This window comes from Pseudomonas sp. TCU-HL1 (assembly GCF_001708505.1).
Classification (GTDB): domain Bacteria; phylum Pseudomonadota; class Gammaproteobacteria; order Pseudomonadales; family Pseudomonadaceae; genus Metapseudomonas.
In genome coordinates this window covers 1017313-1036921 of sequence record NZ_CP015992.1, presented here as the reverse complement: position 1 = coordinate 1036921, position 19609 = coordinate 1017313, and the positions used below count along the sequence as shown (strand labels likewise).

At 64.5% G+C, this 19609-nt stretch carries 13 protein-coding genes; 6 read left to right on the top strand and 7 right to left on the bottom strand.

Going from position 1 to position 19609, the window contains the following annotated elements; translation table 11 throughout:
• The first annotated feature begins 92 nt into the window (after positions 1 to 92).
• From THL1_RS04780 to THL1_RS04770, 3 genes are all read left to right on the top strand, one after another.
• Positions 93 to 1946 carry a DUF4105 domain-containing protein gene (locus THL1_RS04780; RefSeq protein ID WP_069082193.1) on the top strand — a complete coding sequence of 618 codons (1854 nt, stop codon included), beginning with the start codon at positions 93 to 95 and terminating at the stop codon, positions 1944 to 1946.
• A 148-nt stretch (positions 1947 to 2094) separates the two neighbouring features.
• Entirely contained in the window at positions 2095 to 3315 is a 1221-nt protein-coding gene (locus tag THL1_RS04775; RefSeq protein ID WP_069082192.1) for an RtcB family protein, read from the top strand.
• A gap of 90 nt (positions 3316 to 3405) precedes the next feature.
• A complete protein-coding gene (locus THL1_RS04770; protein WP_069082191.1) occupies positions 3406 to 3771 on the top strand; it encodes a hypothetical protein in 366 nt (121 codons plus the stop codon).
• 140 nt (positions 3772 to 3911) lie between these two features.
• On the opposite strand, the gene gdhA is transcribed toward THL1_RS04770, so the two are convergent.
• From gdhA to ettA, 3 genes are all read right to left on the bottom strand, one after another.
• Complete coding sequence (gene gdhA, locus THL1_RS04765) at positions 3912 to 5246, bottom strand: NADP-specific glutamate dehydrogenase (protein WP_069082190.1); 1335 nt, start codon at positions 5244 to 5246, stop codon at positions 3912 to 3914.
• 380 nt (positions 5247 to 5626) lie between these two features.
• A complete protein-coding gene (locus THL1_RS04760) occupies positions 5627 to 6157 on the bottom strand; it encodes a hypothetical protein (protein ID WP_069082189.1) in 531 nt (176 codons plus the stop codon).
• A 64-nt stretch (positions 6158 to 6221) separates the two neighbouring features.
• Positions 6222 to 7889 (bottom strand): energy-dependent translational throttle protein EttA, encoded by a 1668-nt coding sequence (gene ettA / locus THL1_RS04755; RefSeq protein ID WP_069082188.1) that lies wholly within the window; start codon positions 7887 to 7889, stop codon positions 6222 to 6224.
• A 345-nt stretch (positions 7890 to 8234) separates the two neighbouring features.
• Here ettA and THL1_RS04750 point away from each other — a divergent pair, with 345 nt between their 5' ends.
• Positions 8235 to 12374, top strand: a complete 4140-nt coding sequence (locus THL1_RS04750; RefSeq protein ID WP_069086408.1) for a sensor domain-containing protein — start codon at positions 8235 to 8237, stop codon at positions 12372 to 12374.
• A 123-nt stretch (positions 12375 to 12497) separates the two neighbouring features.
• Positions 12498 to 13751: a serine hydroxymethyltransferase gene (gene glyA / locus THL1_RS04745; protein ID WP_069082187.1), complete on the top strand. Its 1254-nt coding sequence runs from the start codon at positions 12498 to 12500 to the stop codon at positions 13749 to 13751.
• A 722-nt stretch (positions 13752 to 14473) separates the two neighbouring features.
• Here glyA and THL1_RS04740 read toward each other — a convergent pair.
• From THL1_RS04740 to THL1_RS04730, 3 genes are all read right to left on the bottom strand, one after another.
• Entirely contained in the window at positions 14474 to 14677 is a 204-nt protein-coding gene (locus THL1_RS04740; RefSeq protein ID WP_069082186.1) for a YbdD/YjiX family protein, read from the bottom strand.
• A gap of 13 nt (positions 14678 to 14690) precedes the next feature.
• A complete protein-coding gene (locus tag THL1_RS04735; RefSeq protein ID WP_069082185.1) occupies positions 14691 to 16757 on the bottom strand; it encodes a carbon starvation CstA family protein in 2067 nt (688 codons plus the stop codon).
• Between the two features lie 154 nt (positions 16758 to 16911).
• Positions 16912 to 17418, bottom strand: coding sequence for a DUF3015 domain-containing protein (locus THL1_RS04730; RefSeq protein WP_069082184.1), 507 nt, complete (start codon positions 17416 to 17418; stop codon positions 16912 to 16914).
• A 241-nt stretch (positions 17419 to 17659) separates the two neighbouring features.
• Between THL1_RS04730 and THL1_RS04725 the strand changes: the two genes are divergently transcribed.
• Positions 17660 to 18028 carry a PilZ domain-containing protein gene (locus THL1_RS04725; protein WP_069082183.1) on the top strand — a complete coding sequence of 123 codons (369 nt, stop codon included), beginning with the start codon at positions 17660 to 17662 and terminating at the stop codon, positions 18026 to 18028.
• 201 nt (positions 18029 to 18229) lie between these two features.
• On the opposite strand, the gene radA is transcribed toward THL1_RS04725, so the two are convergent.
• On the bottom strand, positions 18230 to 19594 hold the full coding sequence (radA, locus tag THL1_RS04720) for a DNA repair protein RadA (RefSeq protein ID WP_069082182.1): 1365 nt from the start codon (positions 19592 to 19594) through the stop codon (positions 18230 to 18232).
• Between the last annotated feature and the right edge of the window lie 15 nt (positions 19595 to 19609).

Sequence of the window (19609 nt, the reverse complement as noted above, 5' to 3'; positions counted from 1 at the left end):
TGCGCAAATACCGGCCATGGCCTTGCTTGACACCCGCACCGGCCTTGCCCAAAGCTCCGGCCGACGACCTCTCCCCAAGAAGAGTTGCGCCCTTGAAACGGATTTTGCCGTACTTCGCCCTGTGCTCCTGCATCACCGTCCACGCCGCTCCCCATGTCCCCGCCGAACGCCTCCAGACACTGGCGAACGATCCCTACTGGATTGCCCTGGGCCACTACGAGACCGGCAAGCTGGGCGGCTGGCGCAGCTACGTGGACGATGCCGGTTTCTTCCTCGCCGAGGACGGCCCCGGGAACCCGGCAGCTGAACTGAACGCCACCCTCAAGGCCCTCTACGAACCCGCCAGCCTGGGCGACAAGCACCCCCAGTGCACCTATCCGGCACGCACCCGCTGGCTGCACCAGCAACTGCAACTGAACGACCTGCCGCAGCCGGCCTGCAGCGAATTCAAGGCCTGGTACGCTGACGTCAATCCGCACAGCACGGTGCTGGTGTTCCCCGCCGCCTATCTGAACAGTCCTTCGTCCATGTTCGGCCACACGCTGCTGCGTATCGACCAGCCGGACATCCACGAAAACAACACCGTGATGCTCAGCTACGCGCTGAACTTCGGCGCCTTCATCGAAGGCGCCGACAACAGCATCCTCTATGCCTGGAAAGGCCTGATGGGCGGCTACCCCGGCCTGTTCGCCCTGGTGCCCTACCGCGAGAAGCTCAAGGAATACAGCCGCCTGGAGAACCGTGACCTCTGGGAATATCGCCTGAACCTCACGCCCGAAGAGACCGGGCGCATGGTCGAGCACATCTGGGAGCTCAAGCAAGTCCGCTTCGACTACTACTTCTTCGACGAAAACTGCTCCTACCGCCTGCTGGAACTGCTGGAGATCGCCCGCCCCGGCATCGAGCTCACCGACCAGTTTCCGATCACCGCCATCCCCACCGACACCGTACGCGCGGTCAAGCACGCCGGGCTGGTGGAATCCATCGACTACCGCCCCTCGCGAGAGAAGGAACTGCTGGCCCGCGCCGCGCCACTGGACAGCGACGAGCAGCAGTGGGTGCTACGCCTGGCCAAAGACGAGAAGCGGCTGGACGACCCCGCCTTCCTCACCCTCCCCGCCCCGCGCCGTGCGCTGATCCAGGATGCCGCCTTCCGCCTGGTGCGCTATCGCACGACGGGCGAGAGCCGTACCCGAGAGAACGCCTCCCGCAGCTTCGAACTGCTGCAAAGCATCAATCGCAATCCGCCACCGGAGCTGGACGTGGCGCGCCCGGACCTGCCTGAGGAAGGCCACGAATCGCGAACCTGGCAACTGGGCGTGGGCAGCCGCGAGGACCGCGCCTTCGTCGAGTACGGCCTGCGCATGGCCTACCACGACCTCAACGACAACCTTTCCGGCTTCCCGGCGGGTGCACAGATCGAGATTCTCCAGGCCAAGCTCCGTCAGTACGAAAACAACCACTGGCAACTGCAGCGCCTGGACCTCGCCACCATCCGCTCCCTCACGCCGCGCGGCGAACTGCTCAAACCCTGGTCCTGGCAAGTGGCCGGGGGCCTGGAGCGGGTACTGGGCGAGGATGGCGACGAGCGCCTGGTCAGCCACCTCAACGGTGGCGTCGGCGGCTCCTGGCAGCTCGGTCAAGAGGCTCTGGGCTTTGCGCTCGCCACCGCCCGCGTCGAGCACAATGAAGACTTCGCCCCCTTCATCGCCACCGCCGCCGGGTTCAATACCGGCCTGCTCTGGCACAACCCGATGGGCCCCCTCAGCCTGGAGGCGTCTGGCGACTACTTCCACAACGGCGAAGTGCGCCGGAGCCTGTCGCTCAACCAGCAATGGGAAATCTCCCGCAGCCTCGGCCTGCGCCTCTCCGCACAACGGGAGTTCAGCCAGCTCACTGCGCCGGTGAACGAAGTGCTGCTGGAACTGAAGTGGTACCACTATTGATGGGTTTCGTACCTCAACCCATCCTACGGGGCGTGCTCCGTCGCTTGGCTCGCAGGATGGGGCGGGCGGCGCTCCACCGGTAAGATACGCGCCCGGCCGGCCCTGACAGGCACACAATAGATATCCACACCCTCATCAGGCAGCACCGATGAAACCAAACAGCCCACAATTGCTGGAAGTGGCCGGCGGCAAACCCATCCATCTCTGGACACAGGGCGTGCCCGTCGAGGAGGAAGCCCGCCAGCAACTGATCAACACCGCGAAGATGCCGTTCATCTTCAAGCATCTGGCGGTAATGCCCGACGTGCACTTGGGCAAGGGCTCCACCATCGGCAGTGTGATCCCCACCCTGGGCGCCATCATTCCTGCTGCAGTGGGCGTGGACATTGGCTGCGGGATGATCGCGGCCCTCACCTCCCTGCGCGCCGCCGACCTGCCGGACAACCTCCATGGCCTGCGCCGCGCCATCGAGGGCGCCGTGCCCCACGGCAAGACGTTCGGCAGGCGCGACCAGGGCGCCTGGGATGATGTGCCGGACGCCGCCGACCAGGCCTGGCGCCCACTCGCCAGGCGCTTCAAGGCCATCACCAGCAAGTACCCGCGACTGGAAAAGACCAACAACCGCCACCATCTCGGCACGCTGGGCACCGGCAACCATTTCATCGAGGTCTGCCTGGATGAGGCCGACCGCGTCTGGTTCATGCTCCACAGCGGATCGCGCGGCGTGGGTAACGCCATCGGCACCCTGTTCATCGAACTGGCGCAGGCCGACATGCGCCAGCACATCGCTAACCTGCCGGACCGCGACCTGGCCTACTTCGAAGAGGGCAGCAAGCACTTCGACGACTACGTGGAAGCGGTGGGCTGGGCCCAGGACTTCGCGCGGCAGAATCGTGCCTTGATGATGCAGGCGGTGATCGACGCGGCGCGCAAGGTGATCCGCACGCCCTTCGAGGCTAACCTGGAGGCGGTGAACTGCCACCACAACTACGTGCAGAAGGAGCACCACTTCGGCCAAGAAGTGCTGGTGACGCGTAAAGGCGCGGTGTCGGCGCAGAAAGGCGAGCTGGGCATCATCCCCGGTTCCATGGGCGCCAAGAGCTTCATCGTGCGCGGCCTGGGCAACGAGGAGGCGTTCTGCTCCTGCAGCCACGGCGCCGGCCGTAGCATGAGCCGGGGACGGGCGAAGAAGCTGTTCACCGTTGAGGATCAGGTCCGCGCCACCGCGCATGTCGAATGCCGCAAGGACAAGGATGTGATCGATGAGATCCCGATGGCCTACAAGGACATCGACGCCGTGATGGCCGCCCAGCGCGACCTGGTGGAGGTGGTGCATACCTTGCGTCAGGTGGTATGCGTCAAGGGCTGAGTCCTTGACGTTTTCATCACACGGCCAGCGCTAGAGTCGTTCGCCCCCCCACTGCGCGTGCGCCCGCCCTCTGGCGCACGGGAGTCCAGCATGGCGTTTCGCTACGCCGCCCTTCTCGCCACACTTTGCGCCAGCCTGCTCGTGGGCTGCGAATCCACCCATGACCACTTGCTCGCACAGGGGTATCCACCGGCGTTCGCCGACGGTTTTGCAGATGGCTGCAGCAGCGGCCGCCAGGCTGCAGGCGTGATCAGCGGCGAGTTCCGCAAGGACGTGCCCCGTTACCTCAAGGACGCCCACTATGCCGAAGGCTGGAGCGATGGCTTCCGGCAGTGCCAGGCGCAAGTACAGAGCGAGGAACGGCGCGAGTACGAGGACTGGCGCCGCGACCGGCAGGACGAAGAGTGGGAAAGGGATCGAGGGAATGCGATGGGCAGGGCGTTGCGCCCTGACTGATCGACGACGGCGCCTTGCCTTGAAGGAGCGAATCATTCGCGATCGGGCAGCAAAGCTGCCCTCATCACCTCTGCAGGACACCCCTGCGGTCTGCTTTCGCGATTGAAATCGCTCCTACAAAACACATAACGGCCCGAGGGTCAGACGACGCCCTGCGCCAGCATGGCGTCGGCCACTTTCACGAAGCCGGCGATGTTGGCGCCCTTGACGTAGTTCACCCGGCCATTCTCCTCGCCGTAGCTCACGCAGGCGTGGTGGATGTTCTGCATGATGCCGTGCAGGCGCTGATCCACCTCGCCGGCGGTCCAGTGCAGGCGCATGGCGTTCTGGCTCATTTCAAGGCCGCTGGTGGCAACGCCGCCAGCGTTGGATGCCTTGCCCGGTGCGAAGAGAATCCCCGCGTCAATGAAGATATCCACAGCCTCCAGGGTCGACGGCATGTTGGCGCCTTCGGCGACGCAGACACAACCGTTGGCCAGCAGCGCGCGGGCATCTTCGGCGCCCAGCTCGTTCTGGGTCGCGCAGGGCAGCGCGATATCACAAGGCAGCGCCCAGGGACGCTGGCCAGGCAGGAAGCGCAGGCCGGGGCCGCTCAGCTCGCTGATACGGCCACGACGGACGTTCTTCAGCTCCATCAGCTCTTCCCACTGCTCCACGGTCAGGCCCGCCTCGGCGAACAAGGTACCTTCAGAGTCGGACAGCGAAATGACCTTGCCGCCCAGCTCCATGACCTTCTGCGCCGCGTACTGGGCGACATTGCCGGAGCCGGAGATGGCCACGCGCTGGCCGTCAAACCCGCGACCGATGCCCTTGAGCATTTCCTGGGCGAAGTAGACGCAGCCATAGCCGGTGGCTTCGGGGCGAATCAGGCTGCCGCCGTATGCCAGGCCCTTGCCGGTGAAGACCGAGGTGAACTCGTTGGAAAGGCGCTTGTACTGGCCGAAGAGGAAGCCGATCTCGCGGGCTCCAACACCGATATCGCCGGCTGGCACGTCCAGGTCGGCGCCGATGTGGCGGTACAACTCACTCATGAAGGACTGGCAGAAGCGCATGACTTCGGCGTCGCTCTTGCCCTTGGGGTCGAAGTCCGAACCGCCCTTGCCGCCGCCCATGGGCAACGAGGTCAGGGAGTTCTTGAACACCTGCTCGAAGGCCAGGAACTTCAGCACGCCCAGGTTCACCGAAGGGTGGAAACGCAGGCCGCCCTTGTAGGGGCCGATGGCGCTGCTCATCTGCACGCGGAAACCGCGGTTCACCTGCACCCGACCGGCATCGTCGACCCACGGCACCCGGAACAGCACGGCACGCTCCGGCTCGACGATCCGTTCGATGATGCCGGCCTCCAGATACTTCGGATTGGCTTCAAGGAAGGGCCACAGGCTGCGCAGCACTTCTTCCACGGCCTGATGGAATTCAGGCTGGTCGGGATCACGCCGCTTCAGGCGCAGCAGAAAGGCGTCGACGGATTGCGTCATGTTTCTCACCATTTTTTCTTTTGTGAACAATTCGTGGCGCGAAACTCTATCAAGCCAGCCAGCCCCTAGATAGGGCGACATGACGCATTGATGAAACTTTTTGGTGCATTACATATAAATTCACGACAGAAACAGCAGATTCCCCCGCTCCCCAGCCAGCATGCCATGCAAAACACCCGCCGCCCCTTAGCGACATATCGCACCAGAACATTGCACGGCGCGCACCATAAAAGGACGGTCACAGCGACCCACTTCAGCCACCCTTCCCGGCGGCCCGGCATGCAGGTCCAAGCAGAAACGATTGGATACAATCTGTCGCTCATTACTTGAGCATTGCGCCCGGCCAGTCGCCACCCTGACGGGTAGGACACGAAAGCGACTCAGCGCCCCGCCGACGCCCGCAGCACCTGCCGAGGATTGATGCCCAGCCCGCTACGCTTGCCGAGCATCACCACCGCGCCACGTTCCGGCAGGGACAGCCAGACGTCCTCCGTCACACAGACGCCCATACCTTGCGCCGCATCGTCAACCACCAGCTCCACCCGGAATTCGCAGCCCAGTCCACCCTGGTCCTTGTTGAGCACCCGTGCGGCGAACTCGGCGTCCTCGCCCAGCCATTGGGTGTAGAGCGCCGCCACAGGCACCTGCAGGACGCCCCAGACCACCAGCACCAGCAGCGAGCCCAGAGTCAGGTGCAACGGCAGCAGAGCGGCGTCGGTTTCCAGTTCGAACAGGCTGACGAAACGCTCCCGCCAGGCCAGCCAGGCGTAAAGCCCGCCACCCAGCAACAGGGCGCAGGCCACGGAGCCAAGCTGCCAGACCGGCGAAGGGTAGAACGAGAAGTACAGGCCACAGACCCCGAACAACGCCAGGATCGATAACCAGAACAGGTAGTGGTTGAATCCTTTCATGGAACCTCCAGAAACAAAAACGGAGCCGTGGGGCTCCGTTTTCTCGTGATGCTTGCCCGATGGCTTACTGGGCGAGCTTCTTGTAACGCACCCGGTGGGGCTGGGAAGCCGCATCGCCGAGGCGCTTCTTCCGGTCGGCCTCGAACTCGGTGTAGTTACCTTCGAAGAAGGTCACCTTGCCGTCGTCCTCGTAAGACAGGATGTGGGTGGCGATACGGTCCAGGAACCAACGATCGTGGGAGATCACGATGGCGGCGCCGGGGAAGTCCAGCAGCGCTTCTTCCAACGCACGCAGGGTTTCCACGTCGAGGTCGTTGGACGGTTCGTCGAGCAGCAGCACGTTGCCGCCCTGCTTCAGGGTCAGGGCCAGGTGCAGGCGGCCACGCTCACCACCGGAGAGATCCTTGACGAACTTCTGCTGGTCGGCGCCCTTGAAGTTGAAGCGGCCGACATAGCTGCGCGAGGGAACTTCGTAGTTGCCGATCTTGATCTGCTCGAAGCCATCGGACACCTGCTGCCATACGGTCTTGCCACCTTCCAGGCTGTCGCGGCTCTGGTCGACGCTGGCCAGCTGGACGGTTTCACCCAGCTCGATGCTGCCCGAATCCGGCTGCTCCTTGCCCAGGATCATGCGGAACAGGGTCGACTTACCGGCACCGTTACCACCGATGACACCGACGATGGCGCCTTTCGGCACGCTGAAGGACAGGTCCTCGATCAGCACGCGGTCGCCGTAGCCCTTGGAGACGTTGTGGAACTCGATGACCTTGTCGCCCAGGCGCGGGCCGGCCGGGATGTAGATCTCGTTGGTTTCGCTGCGCTTCTGGAATTCCTGCGATTGCATTTCCTCGAAGCGTTGCAGACGGGCCTTGGACTTGGACTGACGAGCCTTGGCCCCCTGGCGAACCCACTCCAGTTCGGCCTTCATGGCCTTGGCGTGGGAGGCTTCCTGCTTGGCTTCCTGGGCCAGGCGGTTGGCCTTGGATTCCAGCCAGCCGGAGTAGTTGCCCTCGAAGGGGATGCCGTAGCCACGGTCCAGTTCGAGAATCCAGCCCGCGACGTTGTCGAGGAAGTAACGGTCGTGGGTGATCGCGACCACAGTACCGGGGAAGTCGTGGAGGAAGTGCTCCAGCCAGGCCACCGAGTCGGCGTCCAGGTGGTTGGTCGGTTCGTCCAGCAGCAGCATGTCGGGAGCCGACAGCAGCAGGCGGCAGAGGGCTACGCGGCGCTTCTCGCCACCGGACAGGTGCTCGATCTTCGCCTCCCACGACGGCAGGCGCAGGGCGTCGGCGGCGACTTCCAGCTGACGCTCCAGGTTGTGGCCGTCGGCGGCCTGGAGGATGGCCTCCAGCCTGGCCTGTTCGGCGGCCAGGGCATCGAAGTCGGCATCCGGCTCTGCGTAGGCGGCATAGACTTCGTCCAGGCGCGCCTGGGCCTGTTTGATCTCGCCGACGGCTTCTTCGACGATGTCACGCACGCTCTTGGCCGGGTCCAGCCGGGGTTCCTGGGGCAGATAGCCGACCTTGATACCCGGCATCGGGCGGGCTTCACCGTCGATCTCGGTATCCACCCCGGCCATGATGCGCAGCAGGGTCGACTTGCCCGCGCCGTTCAGGCCGAGCACGCCGATCTTGGCGCCCGGGAAGAAGGACAGGGAAATGTCTTTGAGAATCTCCCGCTTCGGGGGCACGACCTTGCCAACCCGGTGCATGGTGTAGACGTATTGAGCCATGTGACAGACCTTGGTGCTGTGACGAATGTTGGATAAGGCGGGGAGCGACAATCTGGGAACAGGCGCTCCCGCGCGCGTGCGGCAAAGCTACCGGAATGCACCGGGGAGGGCAAACGACGCTCGTCGGTGGTGCTGGCACTTTGCAGGCCTTCAAGGCATGCTAGCCGGTCCGCGGCCCCAGGGGTCCGGGACGCCCCGTCACCTGCCCGTCGAGCAGTAGTCGCAGGAACGCCACTCGTGCCAGCCAGTCCACGCCCTCCCGCCCCGCCAAAGCCCGGATTGCCCGTGTCCGGCGTTCCCGTACGCGGCTCGGTCAAGGGCGTGCTGGTGGGCCTGGTGCTGCTGATGCTGACGCTGCTGCTGTGGCAGTTGCATCAGGAGTACCGCCAGTTGCAGGACAGTGCGCGGGGCCGCAATTACACCCTGACCCGCGAGCTGGCCAGCCACCTCGAGCTGGTCATGCAGATGAAGGCCGACGCCGTCATCGCGCTACTCCGCCAGCAACCGCCCAACCTCGAAAGCAGAGACGCGCGCCTGACCGAACTGGACCTGCTGCGCCCCCTCATGCCAGCCACGCGCAGCCTGGCCTGGCTCAACCCCAATGGCGGCGTGCTGGCCGATACCCAGGCCGACAGCGACGACGACCTGTATCTGGCCAACCTGGTTCAACGCAGCGATGGCCAGATCTACCACTACGCGTTCAGCGCCGTGGGGCGTGGTGAGGTCTACCTGATCCTGCGCCAGTCGCCATTACCCGAACCGAGCGGCTACTGGGTGTTGCGCATGGACGCCGAAGCCATTCGCACCTGGTTGCTCAAGCACGAAGACCGCGACTATCGCTGGCTGCTGGAAGACCGCTACCTCCAGCGGGTGCTGGCGCAGAGCGGCAACTCGAACCGCGCCGGCTCGATCGTCATGCCGGTGACGGCCGAGCAGGAGGCACAGACCATCCTCGTATCAAAGCTGGAACACAGCGACTGGCAGGTCCGGGCACTTCATGACGAGCGCCAGGTACGCGCCAGCCTGTTCCCCGAACTGCTCAGCAAACTGCTGTTGTTCCTCATCAGTGCCAGCCTGGCGCTGATAGCCCTCTATTACCTGCAACGCGAGCAACGCGGCCTGCGCGAACTCAACGACGCCTCGCGGCGTTCGCTGCGCCAGGCCGCCAGTGCCCTGGGGGTGATTGAGGAACGCGTGCTGGTGACCCAGGTAGACGGCCGTCTGAGCTACCTCAACCCCCAGGCCGAAGCCATGTTCGGCATCAGCGGCAAGGTCGCCCAGGACCACCACCTGCAGGCCCTGCTGCCGGGCCTGGACCCGCTGCTGCTCAACGCCCCTGGCCTGGACCACGAACTGGGCTCGGACCTCGTGCAGTTCAAGCGCAACGGCGAGCTGCGCCTGCTGGCGGTGACCCGCAACGATCTCAACGACGGTGCCCAGCTACTGGGCTACGTCTGGGTGCTGCGCGATGTGACCGAAGAGCAGCGCGCCCTGCGGGTGTTGCACGAAACCCGTCGGCGCTACCAGGACATCTTCGAAGGCGGCGGCATCGCCCTCTGCGTACTCGACCTGGCCGACCTGCGCCGCTACCTGATCCAGCACGGTGTGCGCGACCGCAACAGCCTGGCCGCGTGGATCAAAGCCAACCCGCAGCGCCACATCGAGCTGCTGGACCTCTTGCGCATCACCGAAGTCAACCAGGTCGCCATGCGCCTGCTGGAAGTCAGTAGCAGTGAGCAGGCCTGGCAACTGTTGGTCGGCACCCGTCCGCTGCAAGAAAGCGGCATTCGCTTCCAGCTGATGGCCGCCCTGCTGGGGGGAAGCAAGCACCTGGAGATGGAAAGCCGGATCGTCACCGCCCAGGGCCAGTCGCGGCACATCTGGCTGGTGCTGCACCTGCCGGACATGATCCAGGACCTGGAAGCCGTCACCCTCAGCATCAACGACATCACCAGCCGCAAGGAGGTGGAACTCTCGCTGATCGAGCGCGAACGCTTCTGGTCCGACGTGGTGCTGGCGGTGCCCGACACCCTCTACGTGCACGACATCATCAACAAGCGGGTGATGCTCACCAACAACCGCCTCGCCCAGCAGCTGGGCTACGGCCGTGAAGACATCAGCAGGATGGGCGAACGCTTCTGGGAGGAAATACTGCACCCCGACGACGCCGAGCAGTACTGGCGCGTGCGCAGCCTGCAGCAGGTGGTCGGTGACGGCGTGCTACTGCAGTGCCAGCTGCGCTGGCGCCACAAGGACGGCACCTGGCACTGGTTCGACGTTCGCGAACAGGCCCTGGCCCGTGACGAGAACGGCCGCGTCAGCCGCCTGATCGGCGTGGCCAAGGACATTACCGAACCGATCGAAGCCGCCGAGTCCATGCGCGAGAGCGGGCGCCGCTATCGCATGCTGGCCGAAAGCATCAGCGACGTGATCTTCACCACCGACAGAGAACTACAACTCAACTACGTCAGCCCCTCGGTGCTGCCGGCGCTCGGCTACAGCGCCGAATGGACCATCGCCAACGGCTTCCAGGGCATGGCCGCCGACCCTCGGCAGATGGTCACGCTGTTCGAGCAACTGGAGCAGATCCGCAACGCCCTGGGTAACCCGCAACGCCTGGCCGAACTGCGCAGCCAGATGCCGTCGCGGCTGTTCCTCTTCGATTGCATGCGCGCCGACGGGCAGAAAATTCCCGTAGAGCTGCGCACCATGCTGATGTGGGACGAATACGGACGCTTCGAGGGCATGCTTGGCGTCGGTCGCGACATCAGCCAGCAGCGCCGCGCCGAGAAAGACATGCGCATGGCTGCCACAGTGTTCGAGCACTCCACCTCGGCCATCCTGGTCACCGACCCGGCCGGCTACATCGTCCAGGTCAACGAAGCCTTCTGCCGCATCACCGGCTACGCCGCCCGGGACGTGCTGGACCAGCTCCCCTCGGTGTTCACCGCCGACCGCCAGCAGGCCAACCAGCTCAACTACATCATCGGCCAGCTCAACCAGCGCGGCAGCTGGGAAGGCGAAATCTGGCTCAAGCGCCGGGAGGGCGACAACTACCCGGCCTGGGTCGGCATCACCGCCGTGCAGGACGAGGAAGGGGACCTGGTCAGCTACGTCTGCTTCTTCAGCGACATCAGCGAGCGCAAGGCCAGCGAACAGCGCATCCACCGCCTGGCCTACTACGACGGGCTGACCCACCTGCCCAACCGCACCTTGTTCCAGGACCGCCTGCACACGGCCCTGCAACACGCCGAGCGGCATCAGGAATGGGTCGTACTGATGTTCCTCGACCTCGACCGTTTCAAGCCGATCAACGACTCGCTCGGCCATGCCGCCGGCGACCGCATGCTCAAGGACGTGGCCGTGCGTCTGGCCGCCTGCGTCGACGAAGACGACACCGTGGCGCGCATGGGTGGCGACGAATTCACCTTGCTGCTGCAAGCACGCGCCACCCGCGAGGGCGCGTTGAACCGCGCCATCCATGTTGCCGAGCTGATCCTCGGCAGCCTGGCCCGCCCCTTCGTCCTCGAGGGCCGCGAGTTCTTCGTCACCGCCAGCATCGGCATCGCTCTTTCGCCCCAGGACGGTCGCGAGCTGAGCCAACTGATGAAGAACGCCGACACGGCGATGTACCACGCCAAGGAACGCGGCAAGAACAACTTCCAGTTCTACCAGGCCGACATGAACGCCCGCGCCCTGGAACGCCTGGAGCTGGAAAGCGACCTGCGCCATGCCCTGGAGCAAGGCGAGTTCCTGCTCTACTACCAGCCGCAGTTCTCCGGCGACGGAAAGCGCCTCACCGGGGTCGAGGCCCTGCTGCGCTGGCGCCATCCAACGCGCGGGCTGGTGCCGCCGGGGGAGTTCATCCCGGTACTGGAGGAACTGGGCCTGGTGGTGCAAGTGGGCGACTGGGTGCTAAGCGAGGCGTGCCGCCAGCTCCGGACCTGGCACCAGGCGAAGATGCGCCTGCCGAAGATCTCGGTGAACATCTCCGCCCGCCAGTTCGCCGACGGTCAGCTGGCCGAGCGCATCGCCGCCATCATCGAAGACAGTGGCCTGCCTGCGGCCTGCCTGGAACTGGAACTGACCGAAAGCATCCTGATGCGCGACGTGGCCGAGGCCATGGCCATCCTGGAGAACCTCAAGCGCCTCGGCCTGTGCATCGCGGTGGACGACTTCGGCACCGGTTACTCCTCGCTCAACTACCTCAAGCAGTTCCCCATCGATGTGCTGAAGATCGACCGCAGCTTCGTCGACGGCCTGCCCGACGGCGAACGCGACGCGCAGATTGCCCGCGCCATCATCGCCATGGCCCACAGCCTGAACCTGGCGGTCATCGCCGAAGGCGTGGAAACCCATGCCCAGCTGAACTTCCTGCGCGAACACGGCTGCGACGAAGTGCAGGGCTACCTGTTCGGCCACCCGGTGCCGGCGGCCCAGTTCGAACGCCTGTTCGGGACCAGCGCCAACTTCATCCTGAGCTGAACCCCGCTCCACAGGCGAGATGAAGGCCACTTGTCTGTCACATGACCGACCTTCATATGCCAGCCTGCGACCTATCGGGTAGAATGCGCAGCTTTCCCTGCACCGATCCCTAAGAGGACCGCCATGTTCAGCCGTGATTTGACCCTCGCCCGCTACGATGCCGACCTGTTCGCCGCCATGGAGCAAGAAGCCCAGCGCCAGGAAGAACACATCGAGCTCATCGCCTCCGAGAACTACACCAGCCCGGCGGTCATGGAGGCTCAGGGCTCCGTGCTGACCAACAAGTACGCCGAAGGCTATCCGGGCAAGCGCTACTACGGTGGCTGCGAGTACGTCGACGTCGTCGAGCAGCTGGCCATCGACCGCGCCAAGCAACTGTTCGGCGCCGACTACGCTAACGTCCAGCCGCACGCCGGCTCCCAGGCCAACGCAGCTGTCTACCTGGCCCTGCTGTCGGCCGGTGATACCCTCCTCGGCATGAGCCTGGCTCACGGCGGTCACCTGACCCACGGCGCCAGCGTGTCCTCCTCCGGCAAGCTGTACAACGCCGTGCAATACGGTATCGACGCCAATGGCCTGATCGACTACGACGAAGTCGAGCGCCTGGCCGTAGAGCATAAGCCGAAGATGATCGTCGCCGGCTTCTCCGCCTACTCGCAGGTCCTCGACTTCCCGCGCTTCCGTGCCATCGCCGACAAGGTAGGTGCCTACCTGTTCGTCGACATGGCCCACGTTGCCGGCCTGGTCGCCGCTGGCGTCTACCCGAACCCGGTTCCCTTCGCCGACGTGGTCACCACCACCACCCACAAGACCCTGCGCGGCCCGCGCGGCGGCCTGATCCTCGCTCGCAAGAACGAAGAGATCGAGAAGAAGCTCAACTCCGCCGTGTTCCCCGGCGCCCAGGGTGGCCCGCTGGAGCACGTGATCGCCGCCAAGGCCGTGTGCTTCAAGGAAGCCCTGCAACCCGAGTTCAAGGCTTACCAGCAGCAAGTGGTGAAGAACGCCCAGGCCATGGCCCAGGTCTTCATCGACCGCGGTTTCGACGTGGTTTCCGGTGGCACCCAGAACCACCTGTTCCTGCTCAGCCTGATCAAGCAGGACATCACCGGTAAGGATGCCGACGCTGCCCTCGGCCGCGCCTTCATCACCGTGAACAAGAACTCCGTACCGAACGACCCCCGCTCGCCTTTCGTCACTTCCGGCCTGCGCATCGGTACCCCGGCCGTGACCACTCGTGGCTTCAAGGAAGTCGAGTGCCGCGAGCTGGCCACCTGGATCTGCGACATCCTGGAGAACATGGGCGACGAGTCCGTGGTCGACCGCGTTCGCGAACAGGTCAAGGCCATCTGCGCCAAGCTGCCGGTTTACGGCAAGTAAGCGACAGCGCACTGCAGGAGCCCGGCTGATGCCGTAATGCTGTTCACATAAGAAAAACGCCGCTTTTCCTTGAGCAGGAGGGCGGCGTTTTTGGTTTTGCATCATCAAAAGCTGTTTGTCCGGGGCATCTATCCCTCGTAGAGCGAGCTCTGCTCGCGAACCCGTCGCCTTCGCGAGCAGAGCTCGCTCCTACGGTGCCTTCAGCTTGGTAGCCCGGATGAAATCCGGGGAGAGTCCAGCCGCTACTCCCGGATTTCATCCGGGCTACCTGGTGGCAGACTACTCCGAAGGCCGGTCACGCCTCTCCTCATGTGCGCTAACGCCATCACCTAAGTGAACAGCATTACGGCTGATGCCGGACTTTTTCTTGTGCAACGATTCCGCTCGGCCTACTGAAGGGGCAGGTTGCGGCCCCACCATTTGTACCCAGTTTCAGCTCTACATGGGCTTCAGGATGGCTTTGGACTCGCCGGCACGAGTCACCCCTCTCCCTCCGGGAGAGGGGCCGAGGGAGAGGGAAGCATCCGGTTGCACGGAGCCAGGCAAGAACACACACAAAATTGCCACTCCGGTGCAGGCCTCCCCGGCAATCCATGATGGACCTTCTTACGGGCCGCCGGATTGGGTAACCCGATTCCTATCGATGGCTAGGGGCAAGCCCGTCGGTTTCTCCAAAAAGAAACGCCACGACCCAGTCGTGGCGTTTCCTCTCCAGGTGGGTCTCAACAGCAGCGCACGGGCCGTCCCTTGCCGCCGCCGTAGCGGGCCTCCTGGCGCTCGCGGAAGAACTCCTCATAGGTCATCACCGGCTTGTCCGGGTGCTTGCTGCGCATGTGCTCGACGTAGTTGTCGTAGTCGGGCATGCCCACCAGCATGCGGGCGGCCTGGCCCAGGTACTTACCCATGCGGCTGAGGTCGTTGAACATATGCGGTCCCTCCTCAGGCGTCCGGAATCGGCTGGAACGGCGCTTCCTTGTCGGTACGCTCCGGTTTCATCCAGGCGTTCCGGCCCACCTTGATAGCGTAGAACAGGATGCTCAGCACCACGAAGAGGAACAGCACGGTCAAGGTCGCGTTGGTGTAGGCGTTGAAGATCACGTGCTGCATCTGGCCGATGTCCTTGGCCGGCGCCAGCACCTGACCGGCGTCCAGCGCGTCGCTGTACTTCTTGGCCAGGGCCAGGAAGCCGACCGCCGGGTTCGGATCGAGCAGCTTGATCAGGCCCGCGGTGGTGGTGCAGATCAGCAGCCAGATGGCCGGGATCAGGGTGACCCAGACGTAGCGCTGGCGCTTCATCTTGATCAGCACCACACAGCCCAGCATCAGGGCGATGCCCGCCAGCATCTGGTTGGAGATGCCGAACAACGGCCACAGGGTGTTGATGCCGCCCAGCGGGTCGATCACGCCCTGGTACAGCAACCAGCCCCACATGGCCACGCAGCCGGCGGTGGCAATGACGTTGGCCGTCCAGGACTCGGTGTTGCTGAGTGCCGGAACGAACTCACCCAGCAGGTCCTGCAGCATGAAACGACCGGCACGGGTCCCGGCATCCACCGCGGTGAGGATGAACAGCGCCTCGAAGAGGATCGCGAAGTGGTACCAGAATGCCATGGTGTTCTCACCCGGCAGCACCTGGTGGAGGATCTGCGCGATACCCACCGCCAGGGTCGGCGCACCACCGGCACGGGCCAGGATGCTGTGCTCGCCGATGTCCCTGGCGGTCGCTTCCAACTGCTCGGGCGTGATGGCGAAGCCCCAGCTGCTGACGGCCGCAGCGACGCTGGTGACATCCGCCCCCACCACCGCCGGCGGGCTGTTCATGGCGAAGTACACACCCGGCTCGATCACCGAGGCGGCCACCATGGCCATGATGGCGACGAAGGACTCCATCAGCATGCCGCCGTAGCCGATGTAGCGGGCATGGGACTCGCTGGCCAGCATCTTGGGCGTGGTGCCCGAGGAGATCAGCGCATGGAAGCCGGACACCGCGCCGCAGGCGATGGTGATGAACAGGAAGGGGAACAGCGTGCCCTTCCACACCGGTCCGGTGCCGTCGACGAACTGGGTCAGCGCCGGCATCTTCAGCTCCGGCATGGTGATCAGGATGCCGATGGCCAGGGCGACGATGGTGCCGATCTTGAGGAAGGTCGACAGGTAGTCGCGCGGAGCCAGGATCAGCCAGACCGGCAGCACGGCGGCAACGAAACCATAGCCGATCAGCATCCAGGTGATCTGCACGCCGGTGAAGGTGAAGGCCGGGCCCCAGACCGGATCGGCGGCCACCTGGCCGCCGAGCCAGATGGAGGCGAGCAGCAGCGCCACGCCCACCACCGATATCTCGCCGATGCGGCCCGGGCGGATGTAGCGCATGTAGATGCCCATCAACATCGCGATGGGGATGGTCGCCATCACGGTGAACATACCCCACGGGCTTTCGGCCAAGGCCTTCACCACGATCAGCGAGAGCACCGCGAGGATGATGACCATGATCAGGAAGGCGCCGAACAGCGCGATGGTGCCGGCCACCTCGCCCATTTCCTCGCGCACCAGCTCGCCCAGGGAACGGCCATTACGGCGGCTGGAAATGAACAGCACCATGAAGTCCTGCACTGCGCCGGCCAGGACCACCCCGGCGATCAGCCAGAGGGTGCCGGGCAAGTAGCCCATCTGCGCCGCGAGCACTGGACCCACCAGCGGGCCGGCGCCGGCGATGGCCGCGAAGTGGTGCCCGAACAGCACGTGCTTGTTGGTCGGAACGTAGTCCAGACCGTCGTTGTGGAGCACCGCCGGCGTGGCACGGGTGGAGTCGAGCTGCATCACCCGGGTGGCGATGAACAGGCTGTAATAGCGGAAGGCAACCAGGTACAAGGCGACGGCGGCAACCACAATCCACAGGGCGTTGATCGCTTCGCCGCGGCGCAACGCGACGACACCCAGGGCACAGGCGCCGGCCACAGCCAGCACCACCCAGGGCAGGTGGCGCAGGACGCTGTTTTTATTGTTCATAGGAAGCTCCGAATGGATGAACAGACACGCTGCGGCACAAGCTTAGTCGCTCTGGAGGCATCGGCGTGCCGACCAACGTCTGGAATGCCCCTTTGCGCGACCGGGGGCTAGAAAAAAGCCGGGCATTGCCCGGCTCTTTTATGCAGTGCGGAACTTAGCTCGGCAGCTTGGCGTAGCGGGCCAGTTGCTGGTCGCGGCTCATCACGTCCAGGGTCGCGGCAAGCACTTGCTCCCCGGTGACGTCCGCGCCGGAGAAAATGCTGGAGAAGTTGGCCTGGGTGACCTGGGCGAAGTGGGCGCGGTCGGACTGCTCGATACCCAGCAGGGTGGCATAGGCGTCCAGTGCCTCGCCCTTACCCTGGGCCATGTCCTCGGCAATGTTGTCCAGCATGCCGTTCATGGCCAGCAAGGAGCGGCCGCCGTAGCCGATACGCACACTGGAATCGCAGCCGTTGGTACCCGAAGTCAGGCCGAAGGTGGCGTTTCCGGAAGTGCCGTTGGTGGTGGTCGCCAGCAGGTGGGGAGCCAGGCCACGCTGGCCTTCGAACACCATGTTGCCCCAGCCGCAGCCCTTGCCGCCGGCTTCATCGGCCTGCGCCGCCAGGCTGGCTGCGCCCAGCAACCCCACGATCAACCCCTTGCTAAGCAGTCGCTTATCCATTATTTGCGCTCCGCATGGATTTATAGAAAAACCGCCTAAGCAGCTTTGGCGACGGATGGGGAACTGTCAAACCCGCCACCTGGCCCGTGAAGCATTGGAGAACCGCTGGACCGCGCCGACCAATTGACCCACAGCAAGCGCCGTGCAAGGTCAACGGTGTTCTGTGGATCACTGGCGCTGGGGCGAATGAATGCTCCGCCAGCCTTGTCTATAGTGGTTGAAATCTCGCAGGAGCATGAACATGAGTGAAACCGCCAGCGAACGTCGGCGCTTCCACCGCATCAACTTTGACGCCGCCACCGAAATCGCCCAGGGCAACCAGCGCTGGACGGCGGAGCTGCACGACATCTCCCTCAAGGGTTTGCTGGTGATCCGTCCGGAAAACTGGGACGGCGACCCAACCCGACCGTTCAATGTATGCATCGACCTCGGTGCCGGCATCCAGGTGCAAATGGATGTGGAACTGACCCGTGCCGAAGACGGCCAGCTCGGTTTCATCTGCCGGCATATCGACCTGGACTCCATCAGCCACTTGCGGCGCCTGGTGGAGCTCAACCTGGGCAGCGAGGAGCTGCTGGAGCGGGAACTGACGGCATTGGGCGAGCCTTAGCACTGGAGCCTCGTCCTGAATTTGTGAGGGCGATTTCAATCGCTGAAGCGGACCGAAGGTCCACCCTCTGGACTCCCTGCATAGCCCCCCACCCTCACCCCAGCGCTCTCCCTCAAGCGGGAGAGGGGGCTATCCGTGCCGGCGATGGGCTGCGCGCTGCCCCTGTGGGAGCGAATTCATTCGCGAAAGTCAGGTTCCCCGCTACTCGAACAACACATCCAGCGCCTGTTCCAGGCGCGTCACCGCGACCACGCTCAAGCCTGGCGGGTCTTCCTTGGGGGCGTTGCCCTTGGGCACGATGGCGCGTTTGAAGCCATGCTTGGCGGCTTCTTTGAGGCGTTCCTGGCCGCTGGGTACAGGGCGCACTTCGCCAGACAGCCCCACTTCACCGAACACCAGAACGTCATGGGCCATGGGGCGATTGCGCAGACTGGAGATGATGGCGGCGATCAGCGCCAGGTCGGAGGCGGTTTCAAGAACCTTCACCCCGCCCACCACGTTTAGGAACACGTCCTGGTCGTAGGTGGGGATGCCGCCGTGGCGGTGCAGCACGGCGAGCAGCATGGCCAGGCGGTTCTGATCCAGGCCCAGGGTCACACGGCGCGGGTTGGCCAGGTGGCTGGTATCCACCAGGGCCTGGACCTCCACCAGCATGGGCCGCGAACCTTCCCAGGTCGCCATCACCACACTGCCGGGCACGGACTCCTGGGCGCGGGTGAGGAAAATGGCCGAGGGATTGGAGACCTCCTTCAGGCCCTTGTCGGTCATGCCGAACACACCCAGTTCGTTAACCGCGCCGAAGCGGTTCTTCACCGCACGCAGGAGGCGCAGGCGGCCATCGGACTCCCCTTCGAAATACAGCACCGTATCCACCATGTGCTCCAGCACGCGGGGACCGGCCAGAGCACCTTCCTTGGTCACGTGGCCCACCAGGAAGATCGCCGTACCGCTCTGCTTGGCAAAGCGCACCAGCAAGGCCGCACTTTCGCGAACCTGGGCCACGCCGCCAGGGGCGGACTGGAGTTGCTCGGTGAAAATGGTCTGGATGGAGTCGATCACCATCACCTTGGGCTTCTCCACCCGTGCCGTGGCGATGATGCTCTCGATACAGGTCTCTGTCATGACCTTGAGCTTGTCTTCCGGCAGCCCCAGGCGGCGGGCACGCATGGCGACCTGCTGCTGGGATTCTTCACCGGTGACGTAGAGCGCGGGAAAGCGTGCAGCGATGTTGCAGAGGGTCTGCAGGAGGATGGTGGATTTGCCGATGCCGGGGTCGCCGCCGATCAGGACCACCGAGCCATCCACCAGGCCACCGCCGAGGACGCGGTCCAGTTCGTGGGAGCTGGTGGAGAAGCGCGGCATTTCCTCGACGCTGACTTCCGCCAGGGTCTTTATCTGCGCCTGCTGGCCCGCCCAGCCGGTGCGTCCGCCTGATGTGGCAGCGACGCCCTCCAGCACGGTTTCCACCAGGGTGTTCCAGGCACCGCAATCGGCGCACTGGCCAGCCCATTTGGGGAAGGTGGCGCCGCACTCGGTGCAGCCATACATGCGCTTGGCCTTGGCCATCAGCGGCCTCCGTCA

Bases quoted from the DNA above. Each gene is read 5' to 3' on its own strand.
- THL1_RS04775 (WP_069082192.1), top strand. From the start codon at position 2,095: ATGAAACCAAACAGCCCACAATTGCTGGAAGTGGCCGGCGGCAAACCC.
- THL1_RS04770 (WP_069082191.1), top strand. From the start codon at position 3,406: ATGGCGTTTCGCTACGCCGCCCTTCTCGCCACACTTTGCGCCAGCCTG.
- gdhA (WP_069082190.1), bottom strand. From the start codon at position 5,246: ATGACGCAATCCGTCGACGCCTTTCTGCTGCGCCTGAAGCGGCGTGAT.
- THL1_RS04760 (WP_069082189.1), bottom strand. From the start codon at position 6,157: ATGAAAGGATTCAACCACTACCTGTTCTGGTTATCGATCCTGGCGTTG.
- ettA (WP_069082188.1), bottom strand. From the start codon at position 7,889: ATGGCTCAATACGTCTACACCATGCACCGGGTTGGCAAGGTCGTGCCC.
- THL1_RS04750 (WP_069086408.1), top strand. From the start codon at position 8,235: ATGCTGACGCTGCTGCTGTGGCAGTTGCATCAGGAGTACCGCCAGTTG.
- glyA (WP_069082187.1), top strand. From the start codon at position 12,498: ATGTTCAGCCGTGATTTGACCCTCGCCCGCTACGATGCCGACCTGTTC.
- THL1_RS04740 (WP_069082186.1), bottom strand. From the start codon at position 14,677: ATGTTCAACGACCTCAGCCGCATGGGTAAGTACCTGGGCCAGGCCGCC.
- THL1_RS04735 (WP_069082185.1), bottom strand. From the start codon at position 16,757: ATGAACAATAAAAACAGCGTCCTGCGCCACCTGCCCTGGGTGGTGCTG.
- THL1_RS04730 (WP_069082184.1), bottom strand. From the start codon at position 17,418: ATGGATAAGCGACTGCTTAGCAAGGGGTTGATCGTGGGGTTGCTGGGC.
- THL1_RS04725 (WP_069082183.1), top strand. From the start codon at position 17,660: ATGAGTGAAACCGCCAGCGAACGTCGGCGCTTCCACCGCATCAACTTT.
- radA (WP_069082182.1), bottom strand. From the start codon at position 19,594: ATGGCCAAGGCCAAGCGCATGTATGGCTGCACCGAGTGCGGCGCCACC.